Annotated in this window: 19 protein-coding genes; 18 read left to right on the forward strand and 1 reads right to left on the reverse strand. The window is 39.4% G+C overall.

Annotated elements, in window-relative coordinates; genetic code table 11:
- Positions 1 to 178: 178 nt before the first annotated feature.
- Both dnaE and tilS read left to right on the forward strand, forming a co-directional pair.
- The gene (dnaE, locus tag QPX86_RS07555) at positions 179 to 3,652 is read left to right on the forward strand and encodes a DNA polymerase III subunit alpha (protein WP_285164810.1); all 3,474 of its coding nucleotides are present in this window, start codon (positions 179 to 181) and stop codon (positions 3,650 to 3,652) included.
- Positions 3,653 to 3,761: 109 nt separating this feature from the next.
- A complete protein-coding gene (gene tilS, locus QPX86_RS07560; protein ID WP_285164811.1) occupies positions 3,762 to 5,162 on the forward strand; it encodes a tRNA lysidine(34) synthetase TilS in 1,401 nt (466 codons plus the stop codon).
- A 60-nt stretch (positions 5,163 to 5,222) separates the two neighbouring features.
- On the opposite strand, the gene dgcS is transcribed toward tilS, so the two are convergent.
- The gene (gene dgcS, locus QPX86_RS07565; protein ID WP_220753868.1) at positions 5,223 to 6,116 is read right to left on the reverse strand and encodes a diguanylate cyclase DgcS; all 894 of its coding nucleotides are present in this window, start codon (positions 6,114 to 6,116) and stop codon (positions 5,223 to 5,225) included.
- A gap of 200 nt (positions 6,117 to 6,316) precedes the next feature.
- Here dgcS and QPX86_RS07570 point away from each other — a divergent pair, with 200 nt between their 5' ends.
- The 16 genes from QPX86_RS07570 to QPX86_RS07645 all read left to right on the forward strand — a co-directional run bounded on the left by QPX86_RS07570 (position 6,317) and on the right by QPX86_RS07645 (position 22,068).
- Positions 6,317 to 8,269, forward strand: coding sequence for a monovalent cation:proton antiporter family protein (locus QPX86_RS07570; protein ID WP_220753869.1), 1,953 nt, complete (start codon positions 6,317 to 6,319; stop codon positions 8,267 to 8,269).
- 119 nt (positions 8,270 to 8,388) lie between these two features.
- Positions 8,389 to 11,649: a DEAD/DEAH box helicase gene (locus tag QPX86_RS07575; protein ID WP_285164812.1), complete on the forward strand. Its 3,261-nt coding sequence runs from the start codon at positions 8,389 to 8,391 to the stop codon at positions 11,647 to 11,649.
- 824 nt (positions 11,650 to 12,473) lie between these two features.
- A complete protein-coding gene (locus QPX86_RS07580) occupies positions 12,474 to 12,833 on the forward strand; it encodes a hypothetical protein (RefSeq protein ID WP_192022262.1) in 360 nt (119 codons plus the stop codon).
- 102 nt (positions 12,834 to 12,935) lie between these two features.
- The gene (locus QPX86_RS07585; RefSeq protein ID WP_192022264.1) at positions 12,936 to 13,364 is read left to right on the forward strand and encodes an SPOR domain-containing protein; all 429 of its coding nucleotides are present in this window, start codon (positions 12,936 to 12,938) and stop codon (positions 13,362 to 13,364) included.
- A 164-nt stretch (positions 13,365 to 13,528) separates the two neighbouring features.
- On the forward strand, positions 13,529 to 14,269 hold the full coding sequence (locus QPX86_RS07590) for a hypothetical protein (RefSeq protein ID WP_285164813.1): 741 nt from the start codon (positions 13,529 to 13,531) through the stop codon (positions 14,267 to 14,269).
- 82 nt (positions 14,270 to 14,351) lie between these two features.
- A complete protein-coding gene (locus tag QPX86_RS07595; RefSeq protein WP_285164814.1) occupies positions 14,352 to 15,236 on the forward strand; it encodes an FRG domain-containing protein in 885 nt (294 codons plus the stop codon).
- Positions 15,237 to 15,358: 122 nt separating this feature from the next.
- On the forward strand, positions 15,359 to 15,670 hold the full coding sequence (locus QPX86_RS07600; RefSeq protein WP_285164815.1) for a hypothetical protein: 312 nt from the start codon (positions 15,359 to 15,361) through the stop codon (positions 15,668 to 15,670).
- 137 nt (positions 15,671 to 15,807) lie between these two features.
- Positions 15,808 to 16,581 carry a hypothetical protein gene (locus tag QPX86_RS07605; protein ID WP_285164816.1) on the forward strand — a complete coding sequence of 258 codons (774 nt, stop codon included), beginning with the start codon at positions 15,808 to 15,810 and terminating at the stop codon, positions 16,579 to 16,581.
- 108 nt (positions 16,582 to 16,689) lie between these two features.
- Positions 16,690 to 17,133, forward strand: coding sequence for a hypothetical protein (locus QPX86_RS07610; RefSeq protein WP_285164817.1), 444 nt, complete (start codon positions 16,690 to 16,692; stop codon positions 17,131 to 17,133).
- Positions 17,134 to 17,250: 117 nt separating this feature from the next.
- Positions 17,251 to 17,682, forward strand: coding sequence for a hypothetical protein (locus QPX86_RS07615; protein WP_055026585.1), 432 nt, complete (start codon positions 17,251 to 17,253; stop codon positions 17,680 to 17,682).
- A 117-nt stretch (positions 17,683 to 17,799) separates the two neighbouring features.
- Positions 17,800 to 18,108 (forward strand): hypothetical protein, encoded by a 309-nt coding sequence (locus tag QPX86_RS07620; protein ID WP_192021235.1) that lies wholly within the window; start codon positions 17,800 to 17,802, stop codon positions 18,106 to 18,108.
- 483 nt (positions 18,109 to 18,591) lie between these two features.
- On the forward strand, positions 18,592 to 19,068 hold the full coding sequence (locus QPX86_RS07625; RefSeq protein WP_285164818.1) for a hypothetical protein: 477 nt from the start codon (positions 18,592 to 18,594) through the stop codon (positions 19,066 to 19,068).
- A gap of 76 nt (positions 19,069 to 19,144) precedes the next feature.
- The gene (locus QPX86_RS07630) at positions 19,145 to 19,438 is read left to right on the forward strand and encodes a hypothetical protein (protein ID WP_285164819.1); all 294 of its coding nucleotides are present in this window, start codon (positions 19,145 to 19,147) and stop codon (positions 19,436 to 19,438) included.
- Between the two features lie 485 nt (positions 19,439 to 19,923).
- Complete coding sequence (locus tag QPX86_RS07635; RefSeq protein WP_285164820.1) at positions 19,924 to 20,190, forward strand: hypothetical protein; 267 nt, start codon at positions 19,924 to 19,926, stop codon at positions 20,188 to 20,190.
- A gap of 77 nt (positions 20,191 to 20,267) precedes the next feature.
- Positions 20,268 to 21,460 (forward strand): IS3 family transposase gene (locus tag QPX86_RS07640; RefSeq protein ID WP_285164821.1). Its coding sequence is split into 2 segments (ribosomal slippage): positions 20,268 to 20,573 and positions 20,576 to 21,460, totalling 1,191 coding nucleotides; the frame shifts between segments, so codons are not numbered across the junction.
- A gap of 116 nt (positions 21,461 to 21,576) precedes the next feature.
- Positions 21,577 to 22,068 (forward strand): hypothetical protein, encoded by a 492-nt coding sequence (locus tag QPX86_RS07645; RefSeq protein WP_285164822.1) that lies wholly within the window; start codon positions 21,577 to 21,579, stop codon positions 22,066 to 22,068.
- Positions 22,069 to 22,087 lie beyond the last annotated feature (19 nt).

Consider the following 22,087-nt stretch of genomic DNA (forward strand, 5'->3'; position numbering starts at 1 on the left):
AGCGTTACCTTCGATATTACAGAAAAATAAGGTAACGTTTCCCTAAGCCTGTGTGCATATTTTAAAATCATTAATGACATCGTAATATTGATTATTCACTATTATAAATTAGGTTAGTTTGCTAATCTGGTCAGCGGTTTTTTCCTTTTAATCAAGCATTCCAAAGATATCATAATCTATGTCCGATCCTCGTTTCGTCCACCTTCGTGTTCACAGTGATTTTTCCATGTCAGATGGCGTGGCAAAAGTAAAACCTATCTTAGCCAAAGCTTCAGAGCTTGGGATGGGAGCATTAGCCATAACCGACCAAAATAACTTTTGCGGTTTAGTTAAATACTACGGTGGTGCTCATGGGGCAGGTATTAAGCCGATTGTCGGCGCTGATTTTTGGATGAAAGTACCAGGTTTTGCTGACGATTTTTGCGCGGTCACTATCATTGCGTTAAATAATGATGGTTACCAAAGTTTGACCCAGTTAATCAGTGAAGCGTATTTACGTGGACAAATTAACGGCAGAGTTGTTATCGACCAAGAATGGTTAGTTAAATTCAATAACGGTATTTTATTGATCTCGGGAGCAAAAGAGGGCGATGTTGGTAAGGCCTTATTAAAAGATAATCAGACTCAAGTTGATGAACTGGTTGAGTTCTATAAAACTCATTTTGAAGACCGATATTTTCTTGAGTTAATACGAACTGGCCGCCCTGACGAAGAACGTTATTTGCATATGGCGGTTCAGCTTGCTTCAGAAAAAGACTTGCCTGTGGTTGCTACTAACCAAGTGGTATTTTTAAAAGCAGATGATTTTGAGTCTCATGAAATTCGGGTGGCGATCCATGATGGATTTACCTTGGCAGATCCTCGCCGTCCCAAGAAATACAGCAACCAACAATATCTACGTACTGAAGAAGAAATGTGTGAATTGTTTGCTGATATTCCCTCTGCACTTTCTAACTCAGTTGAAATAGCCAAGCGCTGTAATGTCACCATTCGCTTAAATGAATATTTTTTGCCTAACTTCCCTACAGGTGATTTATCCATTGAAGACTTCCTTGTTGATATATCTGAGAAAGGTTTAGAGGAAAGGCTTGAGTTTTTATTTCCAGATGAAAAAGAACGCTTAGAAAAGCGCCCCGAGTATGATGAACGACTTGATGTCGAGCTTAAAGTTATCAACCAAATGGGATTCCCTGGTTACTTCTTGATCGTAATGGAGTTCATCCAATGGGGTAAAGATAACGATATCCCAGTCGGACCTGGCCGTGGTTCTGGTGCGGGCTCTCTTGTGGCATATGCTCTAAAAATTACCGACTTAGACCCGTTAGAGTATGATTTATTATTTGAACGTTTCTTGAACCCTGAACGTGTATCTATGCCCGATTTCGATGTCGATTTTTGTATGGATCGCCGTGATGAAGTGATTGATCACGTTGCTGAGTTATATGGACGAGATGCGGTTTCGCAAATTATTACTTTCGGTACCATGGCTGCAAAAGCTGTTGTGCGCGACGTTGGGCGTGCTTTAGGCCATCCTTATGGTTTTGTTGAGCGTCTGACTAAAATGATCCCAGCTGAACCTGGGATGACGTTGACGAAAGCGTTTGAAGTGGAACCTTCATTACCTGAAGCCTATAGCGCAGATGAAGATGTCCGTGAGCTGATTGACATGTGCCGCCGCTTAGAAGGCGTTACACGTAATGCGGGTAAACATGCCGGTGGTGTTGTAATTTCACCTACCGTAATTACAGATTTCTCACCACTGTACTGTGACGCTGAAGGTTTAAACCCTGTCACCCAGTTTGATAAGAATGATGTTGAAACCGCTGGTTTAGTTAAATTTGATTTCTTGGGGTTAAGAACCCTAACCATTATTGATTGGGCACTGCAAATGATTAACCCTCGCTTAGCAAAAGCAGGGGAAGCGCCGGTTAGGATTGAATCAATTAGTTTAACCGATCCTAAATCTTTTAGATTGCTACAGCGTTACGAAACCACTGCGGTATTCCAATTAGAATCCCGTGGTATGAAAGACTTGATTAAACGTCTTCAGCCCGATTGTTTTGAAGATATGATTGCACTAGTGGCACTTTTCCGTCCAGGCCCACTGCAATCAGGCATGGTAGATAACTTCATTGAACGTAAGCATGGCCGTGAAGAAGTTTCATATCCTGATGCTGAATATCAACATGAGTCATTAAAAGAACTGCTAGAGCCTACTTACGGCATTATTTTATATCAAGAACAAGTCATGCAAATTGCGCAGGTACTTGCAGGCTACACCTTAGGCGGCGCGGATATGCTGCGTCGTGCAATGGGTAAGAAAAAGCCAGAAGAAATGGCTAAGCAGCGTGGTACTTTCGAAGAAGGTGCAATAAAGAATGGCGTTGATGGCCCCTTATCGATGAAGATTTTCGATTTGGTGGAAAAATTCGCAGGTTATGGTTTTAACAAGTCTCACTCAGCGGCTTATGCTTTAGTTTCTTATCAAACCTTGTGGCTTAAAACCCACTACCCAGCTGAGTTTATGGCTGCAGTAATGTCTGCGGATATGGATAACACTGATAAAATTGTTATTTTGGTGGATGAATGTGAGCGTATGGGCTTGCCGATTATCCCGCCAGATGTGAATAAGGGCTTGTTCAAGTTCACTGTCGATGATGACTTAAATATCGTATACGGAATTGGTGCGATTAAAGGGGTTGGTGATGGCCCAGTAGAATCGATTCTAAATGCGCGTAAAGATGGGCCTTTTACCGATTTATTCGATTTTTGTGCTCGAATCGATCTGAAAAAACTCAATAAGCGTGTAATTGAAAAGCTCATTTGTGCAGGTGCATTGGATAATTTAGGACCGCACCGAGCAGCCATGATAGCGACTTTACCTGAGGCTATTTTAGCCGCAGCACAGCATGCAAAAGCTGAGGCTACTGGTCAAAATGACATGTTTGGCTTGCTTAATTCAGAGCCTGAAGACAACAAACAAAGCTTTGTTGAGTGTGCCACTTGGCCAGATAAAGTATGGCTTGAAGGTGAGCGCGATACCTTAGGGTTATACCTGACGGGTCATCCAATCAACCAATACCTAAAAGAGTTAAAGCAATATACTTCAGGTCGTCTTAAAGATGTGCATCCAACAGATCGCGGTAAAACCATGAAAGCGGCAGGTTTAGTGATTGCGACTCGCGTGATGATAACTAAGCGTGGATCTAAAATGGGTCTAGTGACTTTAGATGATAAAAGCGCCCGCTTAGAAGTGATGTTATTTACTGAAGCGTTTGAGAAGTTTAATCATTTACTAGAGAAAGACCGTATTTTGATTTGTGAAGGTGAAGTCAGTTTTGATGACTTTGCTGGCGGCAATCGCATGACGGCACGCAATATTATCGAGATTGGTGAAGCGCGCAGCCACTTTGCTAATGCGGTAGAAATTAACGTGACTGCAGATGATATTAATCAAGCTTGGCTTGAACAATTTGAAGCCGCATTAACACCATGGAAAAATGGCAGTGTGCCTGTGGTGATTAATTACCAGCAACAAGAAGCAGCAGGGCAGTTAAACTTGGGCGATGAATGGCGCGTTAACCCGACAGATGAGTTGATGCTGGCGATTGAAAGCTTAGTTGGCTCTAAAAACGTTAAGATTGTTTTTTAGTTATAAGTTACTAAGTTGATTTTAATATAAGCACTATCAGCACTCATTGGCTTTGCTTCTATTAACTCAACTAATTCAATCAGTTTCATTAATCCAAGTAGGGATGCAAATGATGACAGTCAGTGAAATAAGCCAAGCTATCGAGCGCTATACTTTAGCACTGCTTTCATCTAATTCACCTGTTTTATTAGGCAATCAGCAACCTAAGTTAGTATTAGCTTACAGTGGCGGGGTTGATTCAGAGTGTCTTGCTTATGGCCTAAGTCTATTTGCTCAGCAGCACCCGGATGTTCCATGTCTGTTAGTCCATGTTCATCATGGCTTGAGCGATAACGCTGAAACTTGGGTTGAGCATTGTTTAACTCAAGCAAAAAAATACCAGCTTCCGATTCAAATCGAGCGAGTTAACCTCACTAAAGCGCCGCGCAAAAGCTTAGAAGCGATAGCGCGTGATGCCCGTTATAACGTATTCAAAAAATACCTTAATCAAGGTGACATTTTATTAACTGCTCACCATCAAGATGATCAACTTGAAACGGTATTGTTAGCGTTAAAGCGTGGACAAGGTCCTAAAGGCTTGGCTGCTATGGGGGCTATGCAACTCTTTAATCAGCACAGCTGGATTGTTAGACCTCTGCTTGATGTGTCTAGAAGCCAAATCGAATCTTTTGCCGCATCAGTTGAGCTAAAGCATATTGAAGATGAGAGTAATCAAGATGAGCAATTTGATCGTAATTTTTTACGCCAAGATATTATCCCTCGATTAAAACAGCGCTGGCCGAGTATTGCTGTCACGGCTTCAAGAAGTGCCAATTTATGTGCTCAACAGCAACAAGTAATTGAACAAGAAGTGAATAATCGCTTACCTGACTTCATTGACTCTTCGGTAAAGGCGCAATTCCCAGCATTTAAATTGCTAGATTTAAGAGAGCAATCTTATCAGTGGCAGGGATTACTGCTAAGGGGCTTTATCCAAAGCCAAGGCTTTAATTTACCTTCTCAATCCCAGCTTGAGCAAATTATTGAACAAACACTCAACGCCGCAGATGATGCCAAAGTGAATGTCCACTGTGGTGACTATTCAATTAAACGTTTTGCTGGCAATGCTTACATTGTCCCTGTGATTGATGAGGTGAGTTTGAAGGTTGATCAAGCTGACGTCATCAACACACTATCTGGTTTTATCTCAGAAGAACCGCCACAGGCAGCAAATAGCTTAACGATTAACGAATATCAGATTTTTATGGTCGATCAAGGTATACGCTTAAGAATGCCAAGAAATGAAAGTGTCACGATTGTTTATGGGGCAAAAGGAAGTACTCGTTGTCAGCCTCATTTTAGAGACAAGGGACGTGAGCTTAAAAAGATATGGCAAGAACTTGCCGTGCCTCCATGGCAGAGAAATCAGATCCCGCTGGTCTTTTATAATGACTACCTTGTGGCTGCAATTGGGCTATGGGTCGACAAACGATTTTTAGCTCAGCAACAAGAGCTCGGTTTTAAATTATAACAAGCTGTTTTTCTGCTTTTAATAATACCTAGTTGCTCTATTTGTTGCTCCGCTTGTTACTTAGTTTGCTTCGGTGCTGAATTTAAAGCAGTTTCGACCAGATGCCTTTGCTGCATATAATGCCGCATCTGCACGCTCGTACAACTTGTCTTGTGCTTGTGTCTCTTTAGAGTCAGCAACACCGAGGCTACATTGCACGTTAAAAGCACTCATTAATGGGTGCTCTACCATTGCCGCAATAATACGCTGACACAGAGGTGTCATTTCGAGTTCATTTCCTTGGGCTATAATAATAAATTCATCACCACCAATACGAAATGCTTGGTCGGTATTACGAATAGCTTCATTTACCAATTCAGCAAACTCAGACAAAATAGTGTCGCCTAACTTATGACCATGTTTGTCATTTAAACTTTTGAAGTTATCTAAATCCAACACTAACAACGAGATATCGCCTTGCTTTCGATTCGCCCTTGCTAATGCACTTTTGATACTTTGACGATAATAGTAGCGGTTTCCTAAACCTGTTAAGGCGTCAAACATAGCTTGATTAGACATTTTTTCAAACTTGATGGCGTTAGCAAATGGCTGAGAAAACAGGGTTTCTAGCTCATTTAATTGTAATAACTGGTTTGGGGTAAGCGGTGCTTTGAGATAATACTTAATACTATAGGGTTCGCCAAAACCACTAATGACCCGTTGTTGGTTTAAGCCATGGCAGCGACCCCAATTGAGTTTTAGTTGATGATTAAGCTGTAACCCTTGTATCGGCAATAGTTGGCCAAGCGTATTGCCGTAACTGGCAAATACAGTTCTTGGATCTAAACTTGAATGCATTTGTTGGAGAATTTTCATCAAATTATTTTCTGAGTCAGCACTTTTAATACTTTTGTAAGGTGCTGATTTATCCCAGTTTTGTTCTGGATATGGCTGTGAAGCTATTGCGTAATCCATTATTTTTACCTCATTTGATGATGCTAACTTTACTCGCAAGTGTCATTACTGCTTATTCTTGCTATCTGTATCAATTTGTAAGCAATAATTGTGCCTAATATTTTTTATTGCTTATTTTCATATGGTTATTGTTAATGAATTGCTTTGTTAATAAACTGTTTCTTTCATCGCTAGTTTTTTGACTCGGAGAACACGTATTTATGGAGCACAGCATTTTCATCCATATTCTCTCAATGTTGGTGATTGCAATTGTGGCAATCTCTCTATTACGTCGATTTGGCTTACCGCCAATTCTGGCATATTTACTCACAGGTGTTGTCAGCGGGCCTAGCGGTTTTCATTGGTTTACTCAGCAGCAAATGCACTCAGTAGCCGAACTCGGCGTGGTGTTACTCATGTTTAGCTTAGGACTTGAGTTTTCCGTTCCTAAGCTTTGGTCTATGCGCCGTACGGTTTTTGGCTTAGGTAGTGCACAAGTGACTTTGACGGCATTAATTGCAGGTCTTGTTGCCTTGTTATTTGGCCAAAATATGATTGCCGCTGTGGTGATCGGTTCGGCTGTCGCATTATCGTCTACAGCAATTGTGCTCAAGTTAGTAAACGAGCAAGGTTGGATGCGAAGAAGGCACGGTGAGTTATCCGTCAGTGTGTTGTTATTTCAAGATATTGCCGTGGTTCCTTTATTAATCGTTCTGCCACTACTATCCACTAACGGCGACCCAATTGGCTTTCTTGATTTAGCTTGGGGTTTGTTAACAGGGATCCTCGCTTTTATTGGTTTAATGTCTTTTGGTAAATGGATATTGCCGCGCATATTTGATGAAGTTGCCCGCTCTCGTTCCAATGAGTTGTTTGTTCTTTCTACATTAGTCGTGGTGTTAGTTACTGGTGCATTCACCCAGTGGTTAGGTTTATCAATGGCATTGGGAGCATTTATTGCCGGTATGTTATTAGGTGAAAGCCAGTACCGCCGTCAGCTTGAAGCAGATATTAGGCCGTTTCGTGACTTATTAATGGGGCTATTTTTTATTTCTATTGGAATGTTGCTTGATTTCACCATTGTGGCTGAGTTTTGGTGGCAAATTTTATTGATACTCTTTGCTGTACTGCTGACGAAAACCATTGTGGTATTTGGCATCTTAAAACTAGGCGGTGAGCAGTTCAAAGTGGCGTTAAGTACCGCGATTAGCCTAGCACAGGTGGGTGAATTCAGTTTTGTTGTCCTTGCTTTAGCTGTGAACTATGAATTACTCGAAACTCAAATGAGCACCATATTCGTGATGGTGGCTGTGCTTTCAATGTCAATTGCGCCTTGGCTTGTGAGAAACAGTGTCGAAATCGCGCAAAAAATTGAAGGTAAAACGTCTAAAAAGAACCAGTTGGAAGATGAGTTTATATTACCGCCACCTGAAGACGGAGACTTAGTCTTAATATTGGGGTATGGCCGAGTAGGACAAACAATCGCACGCTTTTTAAAAACAGAGGCTGTGCCTTTTGTGGTATTAGATTTAGATCCTAAACGAGTGTCAGAGGCAAAAATTGCAGGCGAGCCTGTGTTCTTTGGTGACGCTTGTAAAATGGGGTTGCTGAAACAAATAGGCATACGCCGTGCAAGTATGGTGGTGATTACTTTTGGTGAATCAAGGCAGGTGGAAGAATGTTTGGCTTTGTCTCGTAAACTGGCTCCAGAAACCAAAATATTAGTGCGCACCACAGATGATGCTGAACTTGATAGCTTAAAAGAAATGGGGGCGACTCAGGTTATCCCTGAAAAACTAGAAGGGAGTTTGATGTTGGTGTCACAGGTGCTATATAAGTGTGGCGTGCCATTGCCGCGAATTATTAAGCGGCTAGAGTCAGAAAGGCGTAATCATTATCAATATTTACATGGATTTTTTACCGGTGCTGAAACGGACTTTACCCTTGAATTACTGCACGCAGTGTCATTGGATACAGGTTCAAATGCGGTAGGTAAGAAGTTAACGGCGATTCCGTGGTCTCAATTAGGTGTTGAAATACGTGCTGTGAGGCGTAAAGGCGAGGAACTGAGCCCGCCACCAGAAGAGTGGGTCTTCGAGCGCAAAGACATCATTATGCTCGTCGGAAAACCTCGCGAGATAGAAGCTGCCGAAGAGTATTTACTACAAGGGTGATGTTTTTTTTGAAGATGGCCAAATACAGTAGAATTTTGCCATCTTCTTCCATACAATGGATGGTTACGTTCGTTGTTGTGTAGCCAATTTTTCTTGCTACAGCTTGTATGGAATAGTGCATGTCGGCCAAATTGTTTAATCTTCCAATTAAAATTAGCTTAGACCTTATTGCTAAGTTATTTTCTTCTGTTCAACTTCAAAAAGCACAGAACTATCTGATTGAAGGGCGTGTACTTGAAGTACATGCAAGCCAAGAAAACCATAATATCGAATCTTTTGTGGTGGGCTCTGCGATTGAGCCATACCGCCAAGATATTACTTTGGTTAACGTTAATCATAAAATTGTGATGAAGTCTCATTGCACCTGTCCGGTAGCGACTAACTGTAAGCACGTCGCTGCCGCGCTTTTAGCCTTAATTGATAAAAAACCGGTTGAAGAACAGCGTTTGAGTCAGTGGTTAATGCAGCTAGAAAAACAAGACCTTATTAACCCAGTTGAAGAAGAGGATGAAGAAAAAGATCGCATTATTTTTACTTTATCTAGCGATCATCACGGTATTTTTGTCGATTTTAAGCGCAGTAAATTAAATAAAAAAGGCCAATACAACAAGGGCAGTAAAGTTGCTTTAAACGATGTTAAATATCATCTTCCTTGGTGGATTAACCCTGAAGATAGCCAAATTATCAGCCTATTATTGTCATCTTCTAAAAGTGCTTCAAAAATTTATTTAGAAGGTGAAATCTGCGCATTAGCTTTAAATAAAATGCTGGAACTTAAAACTTGTTTTTGGGAAGAAAGCCGCACACCACTTACTATCACTAATCCTGTTACTCCTGATTTTGTTTGGCAAGAAACAGATGCGCGTCATACCCAAATTAGCATGAGCATGCCGGAGTTAGATAATTGGGAGTTTATTGCCACGTGTCCGCCTATGTTTGTCGATTTGGATTATTTAAAAATTGGCGGCGTAGCAACAGAATTAACCGTTGAAAAACTTAAGTTACTGCAACAAATGCCGCCAGTGCCATTAGATAAGGTTGATAGCATTAGTGACAAAATGCTGCGTCACTTTTCGCCTAAAAGTGTGCCTGTTCCCAGTGAAATTGAATTTCATGAAATCGAAGATCCGTTGAAGGTTAAATTAACCTTTACTATGGTGCAGTTAAACGACAGCGCGGTTGTTCAACCAGTATTACAGCTTGAATTTGCTTATGGCGATATTACCATTCCAGGGAAAGTCAGCCGCGAGAAAATCAGTTTAATAAAACGCGGCAAAACTCAGTATCAAATTCATCGTGCACTCGACAGTGAAACACAAGCCATTGAATGTTTACAAAGCCTGCAACTGCAAGCCATTGATAATAGCTTACTCACCTATACCAACAATTCAGTCAGTTATTACAGTCTTGGTTTAATGCCTGAAATGGTCAACGAGTGGGCGCAATTAACCACATTTGGGATCATGACTCTAGAAGATCTAGGTTATGAAGTTGAGTTTGCCCCAGAGTTTGATTTAAACATTATTGAAGCCGATATCGAAGTTGATTTAGACGACGATGAAGACAGTGGTTGGTTTTCGCTATCGCTAAATGCCGATATTGAAGGGCAAAGTGTGCCGCTTTTGAGCTTAGTTGCAAGGTGGTTGCAACAAAATGGCGAACCTGATGATGAGCAAGAGCTGATCCTTCCAGGGCCAAACGGCCGTTTTGTAAAGATTAAAGCTAAAACCATCAAGCCGTTAATATCGGTAATTCAAGAGTTGTTTCAACGAGGTGGCGGTGACTTGTTAGAAGTACCCCGTAACCGAGCTGACTTACTCAATGAATTATCAGAAAGTGATATTCGTTTATTAAATGGCGAACGGGTAAGACACCTTGCTAGTAAGCTTTCTGAGTTTAAAGGTATCCAAGCTGTTGAATTGCCTACGGGATTGAATGCCACGTTACGTGATTATCAAAAACAGGGGTATGACTGGCTTTGTTTTTTAAAAGAGTATCAGTTAGGCGGTATTCTTGCTGATGATATGGGGCTAGGTAAAACCCTGCAAACTTTGGCATTTTTGTTAAAAGCAAAACAAATGAAGGCCGCAGCGGTAAGTTCAAGCTTAAATGTGCCAACTAGGACAACGTCAGGAAAAACCAGACCAAGCTTGATTGTTTGTCCAACAAGCCTTGTGGGTAATTGGTATAAAGAGGCGCAAAAATTTACTCCTGATTTAAAAGTGCTGGTGGTTCACGGTAATAAACGCCAAGCTTTATTAGATCAAATTGAGGACTTTGATGTTATCGTGACGACTTATCCGCTGATTTTGCGTGATGAGATTGTTTACAGTGAATACAGTTTTGAACACATTATTTTAGATGAAGCCCAGCAAATTAAAAATGCTCAAGCTAAAGTGACGCAAGCACTAAAAACCTTTAAAGGTCAGTTTAGGTTATGCCTATCTGGTACACCGTTAGAGAATCATCTAGGCGAACTTAAGTCTTTGATGGATTTTTGTTTACCTGGGCTTTTAGGCCAACATGCCTATTTCAATAAAGAGTTTAGAGGCCCAATCGAAAAACAAGCGGATACTGAAAAATCTGCAGTTTTACTAAATCGTATCGCGCCATTTTTACTCCGCCGTACTAAAAGCGAAGTGATGTCAGAGCTGCCTGAAAAAACCATTATTGTGCAGACCTTAGAGCTCGAGAAAGATCAGCGTAACTTATACGAAAGTATTCGATTGGTGATGGAGAAAAAGCTACGGGAATTGTTTGCTAAACAAGGTGTTTCAAGTAGTCATATTGAGTTCTTAGATGCCTTGCTTAAACTCCGTCAAGCTTGTTGCGACCCTCGCTTAGTAAAGCTTGAACAAGCTCAATACGTAGAAAACAATGCCAAACTAACATGGTTGACTGAAAACGTGCCTGAAATGGTGGAAGAGGGGCGTAAGATACTCATATTCAGCCAATTTACCGGTATGCTGGCACTTATTGAGCAAGAGTTTATCGATATGGGCATAAGCTACAGTAAGCTCACTGGCCAAACCCGTAACCGTCAGGTTGAAATTGATGCCTTCCAAGAAGGTGAAGTACCAGTATTTTTAATCAGCTTAAAAGCGGGTGGTACAGGACTTAATTTAACAGCAGCCGATACGGTTATTCATTTTGACCCTTGGTGGAATCCAGCAGCTGAAAAACAAGCAACAGACAGAGCGCATCGCATAGGTCAGCTTAATCCAGTGTTTGTATATAAGCTGATTGCACAAGGTACGGTGGAAGAGAAAATCCAAGAAATGCAGCAACATAAACAAAGTTTAGCTGACAGTATTTTAGCGGGCAGTGCTAAGAGCCAATGGCAGGGCAATGCTGATGATTTATTGTCATTATTACGTTAGTTAGCAGTGGACTGTTTTTGTAGCTAAAAGCAAGATCAAGGTCGTGGCGCTTCGCCCCATTTTTTGTAAAGAGCGAGCAAAGGGGCAAAACGCCTGCGCTCCTTTGGAAATCCTCAGTGTCCCAGACAAAAAATGCTAAAAAGCGCTTAGTTTTCGATGGGATTATCCAGTGTCTGACTTCGTTTATTTACCGCATCATTACAACAAAGATAACAGCAAAATCAAAGTCGTGGCGCTTCGCTCACACCAGAGCAAGAAGGGTGAAACTGCTCACCCCTCTTGCATCTCCCCAGCAGCCCCGGCGAAATTTTCTGGAAAGCGAAAGATTTCCAACGGGGGACTATCCAGCTTTAAACTTCGTTTGTAGTTCTAACGCGTTTTTGCCCCAAAGTTAGTTAGAACCAAAGCTCTATTTAACAATGCTTATCTTCGTTTTCCATAAACATTTAAATGAAATTGCTTTTTTACAGTTGCCATCCTTACAGCCTAGATTGCACAATCTAATGAACTGTTTTTATATACAGGTATAATGGGATTTGGCTTAATTTAAATCAAACAGCTCATCAAATAAGTCTAAAGTCGTAATTCATGCTTAACTAAAAATCTATAATTGTCTGATAATGTTGGAAATAAATTTCATCACTTATTTTTTAAGCGACTTTAACGCGCAAGCTCGGTTTGTTTTAGGATGCCAAGAGAATTTTATTGCTTTACATCAAAGACATAGAGAATGTAGGATGTTATAAATCAATAACTTAAACGGCCGACTTTATCAGGCGTGCCGTATAATAAGCTGTTATGTGTAAACGGATATCGTCGAGTATATGGATATTTTCAAAGGTATAGATTTCAATGACTCGTTTGTTCTCGGTTGGAGTTCAAATGACACAGAAATCACATTCAAAATTGAGGCTAGCATTTGGCCTGATTCGCCTCATTATCTAAGTCCAAAACCTGATGAATATACTTGCTACCGTAAATGTGAAATTCAATTTACGGGTTTTACTTCATATTCAGGGCTTGCTGAACAAAGTAGTGTAAAACCAATCAAAGATATAAATGGTTCATTTGATTATGGCAATATAGATTCGTTAATTAAGACAAATCAAGGCTTTAAGGTTGTTGGTGAGTTTGGTAACTTAGAAATTATAAACGGCAAAGTTCAGCTAAAAATTTACACATAACAAGCTGTTCAAACGGGACTGCTAAAGTTTGGCTGGGTTCCGCTTCGCTTCACATTTTAGCCAAACATTATCAGCCCCTTAACAGGGCGTTAGGTGTATCAAGTGTTCGCATCAGAGTTAACTGAAAAATTATTAGCAGAAGGTTGTACGCCAGAAAGCTTTGCTGTGTTATCACGCCAAAGTGATGCTTACTGCATAGATAAGGTATGGGGCGAATGGGCTGTTTTTTATTCTGAAAGAGGAATAGATTCTAAACCTATCTATACATCGGATTCTGAAACTGAGGCTTGTGAGTTCTTCTATGATTACATTCTAAAACAGGAGCACTGGCATTTAGTTGGCTTTTTTAAAGTTGAAGCAGAGGCGCTAGAACTAGAAAGCATGCTGGATAAAATTGGCATACATTCAATTCGCAATGATATTCCGGCTTTTAACGCACCCAATGATCCAAGGTACCGTGTATTTGTTGTAGGCAAAGACATATTTAAAGCAAAAGAAAAGCTTGGTAGTTTAGCAATAACATACACCTAACAAGTTACTCAAAAGGACGCAAAACGCTTGGCTTGCACTCCTTCGTCGCTAATTTTAGCCAAGCATTTATTCGCCCATTAGTAAGGCGTTATATGGCTAAATAAACATCTCATATTCTTCAAGTAGTTTTAAAGGAGAAATCTATTAACATAATCATTGAGTCTATGGACACTTGGCCTGATGAAATTATCAAGCTGTTAGATGAAAATATTGAACGATTTACAGGCTGGGAATGTCATTGTTCAAATCAGTGTAGTGCCTATTTTTATGATGAATTTGTCGTTAAGTTTCGTGAAGAACTAAAGAAACATAGCTTGACTGGTTATCATTGTACAAGGCTCGCTCCACATGAAATAGAAAGCATTCTAAAAACTGGAATGAAAGCGCAAAGTGAATCAACACTTATTGATAGAATTGAACAAATGAAAACCAATTCATTAATAAGTGAGAAGGTCTCAGATGAATTAAAAAGAACTAACCATGCAGCTGCCGAATACAGAACTGACATGATATGGTTCTGTTTCTTTGAGCCATATTTAGCATCACAATGTGGAATTGAATGTTTCTTCAAATACTGGGGTGGTGAGTCTCTCTATGGTTGCCATGAGCACACTGACATAGGCGATGTTTTGAGTAAAGTTGGAACTCCGTGCATAGTAAAGGCTAGTGTTCCTATGAGCCAGCTCAAAGATAGCTATCTACCCCAAAATAAAATGTTTCGAGTTTTTCTCAAGAATCGTGGTCATGATGTTTCTGAACCCGTCGAGCATGAAGGTTTTAGCACAAAAGACATTTCTGCAAAAAATATTATTGATGTCATACAATATCCATCAGAGCTATTTGCGGAATTGAGTGGATGTAACAATTGGCATAATTCACCCTTGAATAAGGGGTGTAATGTGTAATCGCCATATAACAAGTAAATCCAGGTGACGCCTACGGCGCACCTGATTTAGGCGTTAGGGCACTAGGAGTATTATCCAACCTATGTATGATGTAGACGAATCGTTTGAAACAGCCCGAGAATTTTTTAACTTTTTGCTTGAAGAAAATATATTTGAGCCCAAAAGTGTTTTTGATGTAAGTGAAAAATTCACGAATAGTTTCATTTTTCGAGGTCAAGCCCAAAGAGAGTGGCCTTTGATGCCGACGGCACATCGTGAAGATAACAAGTTGGAAAACTTTACCCCTCAGCCCCCCCATGAAAGCTTAAAGTCTGATCGTCTTGAGCATGTAAAAATACAAACACATGCTGAAATTAGATCAGTATATTTATTTTTAGAAGCTGCTGATCATGTAGGAATAAAAACTCCAATTGATTACAGTTTGTTTAAAGGGCAAGTAGATGGCTCCGATGACATATTTGAGCAAAAACTTTTGCCAAGCATCGCCTTAGCTCAACACCACGGGGTATCAACAAGGCTTTTAGACTGGACTGAATCGCCATTTATTGCATCTTACTTTGCCGCCAAATCAGCATTGTCTCAAAAGGCTGGTTCATACTTTTCTATCATTTGTTTGAGTACGCACTTGTTAAAAGACATTAAAAGTATTGAGCTTATTTCTGCCCCTAAAGCTAATAATAGATTTTTAGGTGCCCAACGAGGTTTGTTTACAAGAATAAACAATGCCAATGCTTACTATATTGATAATGGTGAATGGCCTTCCTTGGATACAGCTATTACATTAAATAGACCAAATAAACTTTATACTAGGCATGGAGCTATTCGGCTATCCTTGCCTATTTCGGAAGCAAAATCATTGTTACAGTTGCTTTATAAATTGGATATATCAGAGTTAACTATTATGCCTTCTCTTGATAATGCAGCAAAAAACTTTAATTATAAAAAAACTATTTGGGGCAAAACTTAGAAGTGCCCTAACAAGTCAATTCAGCAGGACAAAAAACAGCTGGTTTTTGCTCGTGCCTCGCTAATTTTAACCAGCTATTTTATTGCCTCTGATTGGGGCGTTAGCAGTACAAGGAAAGTTTCGTGGATTCATCTTATTTCAGAGATAAAATGCTTTCTCAGATCATCATTGGATATGATTGGGATACATCGAATAACTTCGCTGAAATTAAGCTTATTTCAAACGATGGAGGTATTTCATCATTTAAAATTTGTCAGCTTACTGAATATTCACTTTACGAAGATTTTTCAGCTAGTTACATTAGTCAATGTAAACTCATAGTAAATAACTCTATGGTTTATTTAAGTTTGGATCCATACGATGAGGTATCTAGCGAAATAGACTTAGACAACGATTGTTTATGGTTTAAGGGAAGTAATATTACGACAGTGTAATGTACTGCTAACAAGCTGTTCAAGCGGGACAAATAACAGTTGGCTGGTTCCGCTCCGCTTCACATTATAGCCAACTACAATTTGCCTCTTAACAGGGCGTTATGTGATTTCGCAAAAATATTGACATCGGAGTGGGTATGTTCACAAAATTTTTGAAATTATTTGGTAGTAACCGCTCTTTGGCTAGCAAAGAAACTCAAGAGTTGGCTATAAAGCCGAGTGAAAGTAGTAATTCATATAGTGCATCTGGATTCGATGGTGTTGTTGAAGGATTGCAGTTTTCGCCAACCTTTCAGTTGAGAACACCTATTAAAATTCTCAAAGCAACTGGAATGTGTGTTGAAAGCGAAGAACAAATCCCAGATTTTCTAAAAGAGCAACAACATGGTGTTTGGTTGCCAAAGGTAAATAGTAAGTATTCTTTAGATGATAATAATGATGTTGGCGCATCTGATGCCTACGGCTCAGATCGCGACGATTATATTAAGTACGTATGTGAAATAAAGGAAATTTACTCTAGTAGTGACACTATTTTTGAACGTGCAAAACAGATAGATAATTTCAAGAAAGAGCATCCAGAGTTAAAGTATGTAGAAGATAAATTGCTACAGTATTATAACAATTATGATTCCATCATTGATGTTCTAATGTTAAATATTGATTTTTCATTTGAAGATATTTCAAACTTTCACTACCGAGATGAAGGCTATCTAAAACAAATTTTTGATATCAATACTAGAGTCGAGAAATCGTTGCTAAATTCAGGTTATAAGAGAGCTGAAGATGTCGTTCTTCTAACAAAAGAACAATTATTGGCTCTTGATGGTGTTGGCAGTAAAAGTGCTGATAAAATATTAGAGAAAATAGAAGTGGTTAAATCTATAGTCAACTCTAGCATCACAATCACATAACAAGCGCTTTAAACGGAACAAAAACAGTTGGTTAGGTTCCGCTTCGCTCCACATTATAACCAACAATTTTTGTCCGCTTAAGCGGGCGTTATAAGTTTCGAGAGTTCTGTGTATAAAATTAGTCAAAGTGTAATAAATAAAAGAAAAAGAAGTCCCTTTTTTGTTGCGTTGTACGTGATTGGACTAGCTACTTTATTTTACTTGCCATCAAAAGGAGAAGGTTTTGATTGGGTTAGGTTCACCTTTATTTTTGGTATTACAGGTGTTATTGCTGTTGGCTCAAACATACTTGGTACTAGAAGATTTTTGGCGTTTACTAAAAACCATGAGATTCACCTTCTCAAAGAGGGCTTAAAGTCTATTGAGCAAGATGGATATAATGTACTTCCTTGGGAAAACGTAACGGAAGTAAAACAAAAACTAAAAGGTGGCAAAGTCATTAAGTTAGTTTTAAAAGATTCTTCTGGTTCTATTGACCTAAGTAGCTACGGAAAACTTGATGAGTTATCTTCTGCTTTAAAACAATATGTAAAAACAGAATTGTGGAAATAAACTTATAACAAGCCAATTAAGCGGGACTAAAAACAGTTTGCTCGGTTTCGCTTCGCTACACATTTTAGCAAACAATTTTTAGCCCCTTATTGGGGCGTTATATAACTATGAGGTTCAGTGAAAACCGTCAACTTTAAATTTGCTCTAGATGCGACTATTGCGACACTTTTTATCACGCTAGGTGTGATTTATATATTGGTTGTGCGCGCTGATAAAAATATTGAGTCAGTAGATTTAACCAATAGTGATCTAAGTTGCAAAGTTAGCGCAAGAGGCAAACTTAGAGGCTATTTCACACTTGATGGAAAGGAGTACTTTTCGCCTGGTACTTATGCAACATGTGAAGAATTTCTAAACCGAATGACAGAAAAAGAAATAAAAGGAAAGCATCAGAAAAACAAGAGTTTATTGGTAGAGCTTAGGGTCGGCAAAAGCTTGTATGCAGAGAACTCTGTAGGAATGCGTGTTTTAATTGGTATATTTATTGGTTTAGTTTGTTTTGCTTTTTTACGTAGCCCCATACATTGGATCGCAAAGAAGGTTATATAACAAGGGCATTAAGGCAGACGGCCTCAACATCGGCCTCATTTAATGCAAAAAGAAACGACGCATAAATGCGTCCCAAATTGGTCCGCTGCTTATGCGGGCGTTATATGGCACTAAAGTATGGCTGATGAAATCGAGTATATTGAATGTTGCGAACATGGAAAGCAGCAACAAACGTTTGTCTGCCAGCACACCGTTGAGAGTCTGAAAGATGGAAATCCTAGAGGTTTCTGGTGGTCAATTGAGCAACCAGAGAATCCTAGACCAGACGCGTGGTGTTCTGAATGCGAAGATTTAGTAAATAAAACTGGAGAGTGGGAAGGAGAAGCAGAGGAATTTGCAAACATTAAAATTCTTTGTGGCGTTTGCTATGACAACGCTAAACTTCTTAACTTTCCTAATAAAAAACCATGGTGGCGCTTTTGGTAGTTCTGCCATATAACAAGCTAATAAATAAGGACAAAAAACAGTTTGCTGTTTTCGTTCCTCAACATTTTAGCAAACAATTTTTTGCCCATTATTAGGGCGTTATAAGGTTTAAGGGGATATGCGCAAATCTGACAAATGGGCATTATCATTAGGTTTTTTATTTCCTGTATTAATAATAAGTTTCTCATTTACATTTTTAGGAGCAGGCTACTTATTATGGCCTTTCCGTTTTTTCCTAATGGTTCTAGGTGGGCAAATTCAAGGGTTCGGTGATTACGTATTTATTGGTGTTCTAATAATGTTAAATATGCTGCTTTATTTTTTATCGTTCAGGCTATTTAACTTTATTTATCATAAAATCAGCCAGTAATACAAACCTTGTAACAAGCTGTTTAACAAGGACAAAAAACAGTTGGTTTTTGCTCCTTCGTCGCGTATTTTAACCAACTGTTTTATTGTCTGTTAACAGGGCGTTAGGGGCCTATGAAGATTGTCGTCGCATTTATGTCCGCAATACTTTTACCAGCATTATTAATTACTGCTTGGTACTTGTATGGCCAATTTGTTACTTTCGAACATGATGACCCCTATATCTGGGTTCGTACGCGAGGCTTTCTAGCTATCTGTATTGCAGTTTCAGCTGGCTTTGTTGTGTTTCTAGGTCTTCCTGCTTACTTTCTTTTACGTAAGTTTAATTCGGTAAATTGGTGGGCAACTTTAATTTCAGGCTTTGTGTTAGGAGCTATACCAATGGCAATTTTTACATGGCCGTTAAGGTATCCTGAAATGAAAACGTCAGCGTCGGTAAATGGTGTAAAAACTATGATTGATGGTGTGCCCACTTTAGATGGTTGGTTACAGTTTTTACAAGGTGTATCATTTTTAGGTATATGTGGCATGGTAGGAGCATTGGCTTTCTGGCTGGCAGCCCCTAACAAGCCACTCAAGCAGGACAAATAACAGTTGGTTTTGCTCCTGCGTCGCTAATTATAACCAACTATTTTTTGCCTCTTAGTGGGGCGTTAGCTAGGTAGTAATGGAACTTCGAAAATTAATTGAGTCTATTGAGAACTACAATGATGAAGGCATAATTTTTGCCGAGTTGATTGAGGGGAGTTACCTAGCTTCTTCAGATGCTCAGGTAATTGAAATGTCAGATGAAGAAATGTCATTACCGACATCTGAAGTTGCTGAAAAATATTGTTCTGGTAAGGCGTATTTTCTAGAAGTATTTTTGGTCAAAGAAATGTTGGATTCCATGAGGCAAGAGCATATAGGTTCAAACGAAGCTTGTAAGCGAATTATTCATTATGCAGTACACGATGCTTAGCTAACAAGCTGCTAAATTCAGATTCACCAAGGCTGTCATGCCATTTGCTGAGCAAATCGCCCGCCAGCACATGGTTCACTTATTAGCAGGGCGTTATGTGTACAAGGAGTTTTAATGGGTAGCATACATAATTACTATTTAGTTGGGTTCATACTATTATCTGCAATTTTAAATGTATTCATAGAAAATGAGAGTATCGGTATAAAGCTACTTTGCTTACTTTTATTATTCACGACTTTGGTTTTTGCTTCTCTATTTCATTCTTTAAGGGTTAAAGTAGCAAAAGAGAAAGCAGAAAACATCGAATAAAGTACACATAACAAGCTGTTTAATCTGGACAAAATACAGTTGGCTGTGTTTCGTACCTCAACAATTATGGCCAACAATATTTTGCCCATTAACGAGGGCGTTAGCTTACTAAATACATATATATGAAATGTTCAACTTTATTTGAAAATATAAAAAAGTATTGGCCTAATGAGCTTGTGATTGACGAAAACAATCCAGATCAATTGAATCAATTGTATTGGAGTGTTGAAGAAAAAATCGATCACGAAAAAGAATATTGGCTTAGCGTTTCTGCATGGGCATTTCATCAAGCTATAGATGAATTTATAGATTCAGAAATCGCGAGTGGTAAAAGTGTTATACAAATGTCACATATGCCAATGCAACTATTTAATAAACAGGTACTTTTCAATTTAGACGATGATGATTGGAAAGAAGAACGTTCAGTGTATGAGCAGTCGTAAGCTAACAAGGCGTTCAAACGGACAATGCTCTTCCCCCAGTTTAGTAGACACCTCCTCATCACTTTGAGGAGGCTAAAATGCCTAGATATACCCAACCAAGAAAGACATGGTTTTATCCTGTAAAATTCAAAATCAAAGCAGTCCAGCTAAGCTTAAGAGATGATGTCATGTCTAAGGATGTTGCTCTAGCTCTTGATATTCACCCGTTAATGTTGAGTCGTTGGCGAAAAGAATACAAAGAAGGTAAGTTTTCTAAAGCCCCTCGCTATTCAAGCAACAATGAAATTATGAGTAAGCTACCCACTAAAAATGAACTGAAGGCTCTCCAGAAACTAAAGAAAGAAAATCAGCGGCTTAAGCAGGAGAACGACTTGCTAAAAAAGTGGCAACGGTATCTGGCGGAAGTACATCAGAACGATTTGGATTCATCCAAAAGTTCGGACAAACACTAGGCGTCAAATACCTATGCTCTTGGCTAAAAGTATCACGTAGTGGTTACTATGCTTGGTGTCATCGTCTTGTGTCCTTACGAGCCGTTTCTGATGCAAATTTACTGATTAAAATAGAACAAGTGTTTAATGCTAATCACCAAACATATGGCAGCCCCCGCGTCTTTCACGCTCTTAAAAAAGAAGGAGTCATTACCAGTGAAAAGCGAGTTGCTAGGTTGATGCGAGAGCATGGTTTAAGAGCTCGGTCTTTAAAGACATACAGTAAACCAGCGAAAGTAAAGTTCTTCTATAAAGCGATTGAAAATAAGCGTAAAGGTTTGGCCAAAGCGACAGGTATGAATCAACAATGGTCAGGAGATATTACGTATTTGAAAGTAGGGGCTAGGTGGCATTATTTAGCCGTTGTCATCGACTTGTATTCCCGCCGAGTCATAGGCTGGGCATTTGGAAAGAACAAAACAACAGAGTTGACTTTAAAGGCCTTAAAGCTCGCAATAAGAAAGCGTAAACCCAGCGAGACTGTTCTGTTTCACACCGATAGAGGGGCAGAATACAGAGCTCATGTGGTTCAACAGTATTTAGCGTGTCACAACATTAAAGCCAGCATGAACAGGCCTGGTTGTTGTACAGATAATGCAAAGGTCGAGTCTTTTTTTCATTCATTGAAAGCGGATGTAATCAGAGGAAACACATTTGAAACGAGCACTAAATTACATTCTAAGCTCAAAGGTTATTTAAACTATTTCTACAATAGACAGCGCTTGCATTCGAGCTTAGGATATAAAACACCTGTTGAATTTGAGCAGAAATTATTTTGAAAATGGACGGTGTCTATTTTATCGGGTGAAGATCACTGCTAACAGTTGGCTGTTTTCGTTCCTCAACATTTTAGCAAACAATTTTTAGTCCATTATTTGGGCGTTAGGTGCGCACTATGAGAAATATCGTAGCCACATTAATTCTTACGGCGTCAAGCTTTGTTTATGCTTCTTCAGGCTGGGATGTATCTATTCATGAGGATTGGGCAACTTTATACGACACTCATAGGGGAGAACTATCACTTACTGAGGCTGTAAACTCAGTGCCAAAGGATATTTGGCTTAGAAGTTTCAGAGTGTTTCTTTCAGAAAATGACCATGCACTGCAAAAGGAACTGCATGAGTTCCTAAGCTCTAATTATCCAGATTTGCATGCAGAGGCATTGAGTTCGGCTGGGAATATGCATAACCCAAAAGTAACTGCACTTCGAGAGCCCATAAACCAAGCAATACTAGCATCAAGTTTGGCTAAAGAAATAGGTATAGCACTTACATCAAGGTGCGAACGAATAGTTTCAACAAGTTATGAAAAATTTATGATCAGGAAAAAAGATGGGCATCCTATCTATAGTGCTATGGTTTGGCTTTCTACCGAAAAATGCACCTAACAGGGCGTTGAAACTCATT

The sequence above is a fragment of the Shewanella goraebulensis genome, from assembly GCF_030252245.1.
Classification (GTDB): Bacteria; Pseudomonadota; Gammaproteobacteria; order Enterobacterales; family Shewanellaceae; genus Shewanella; species Shewanella goraebulensis.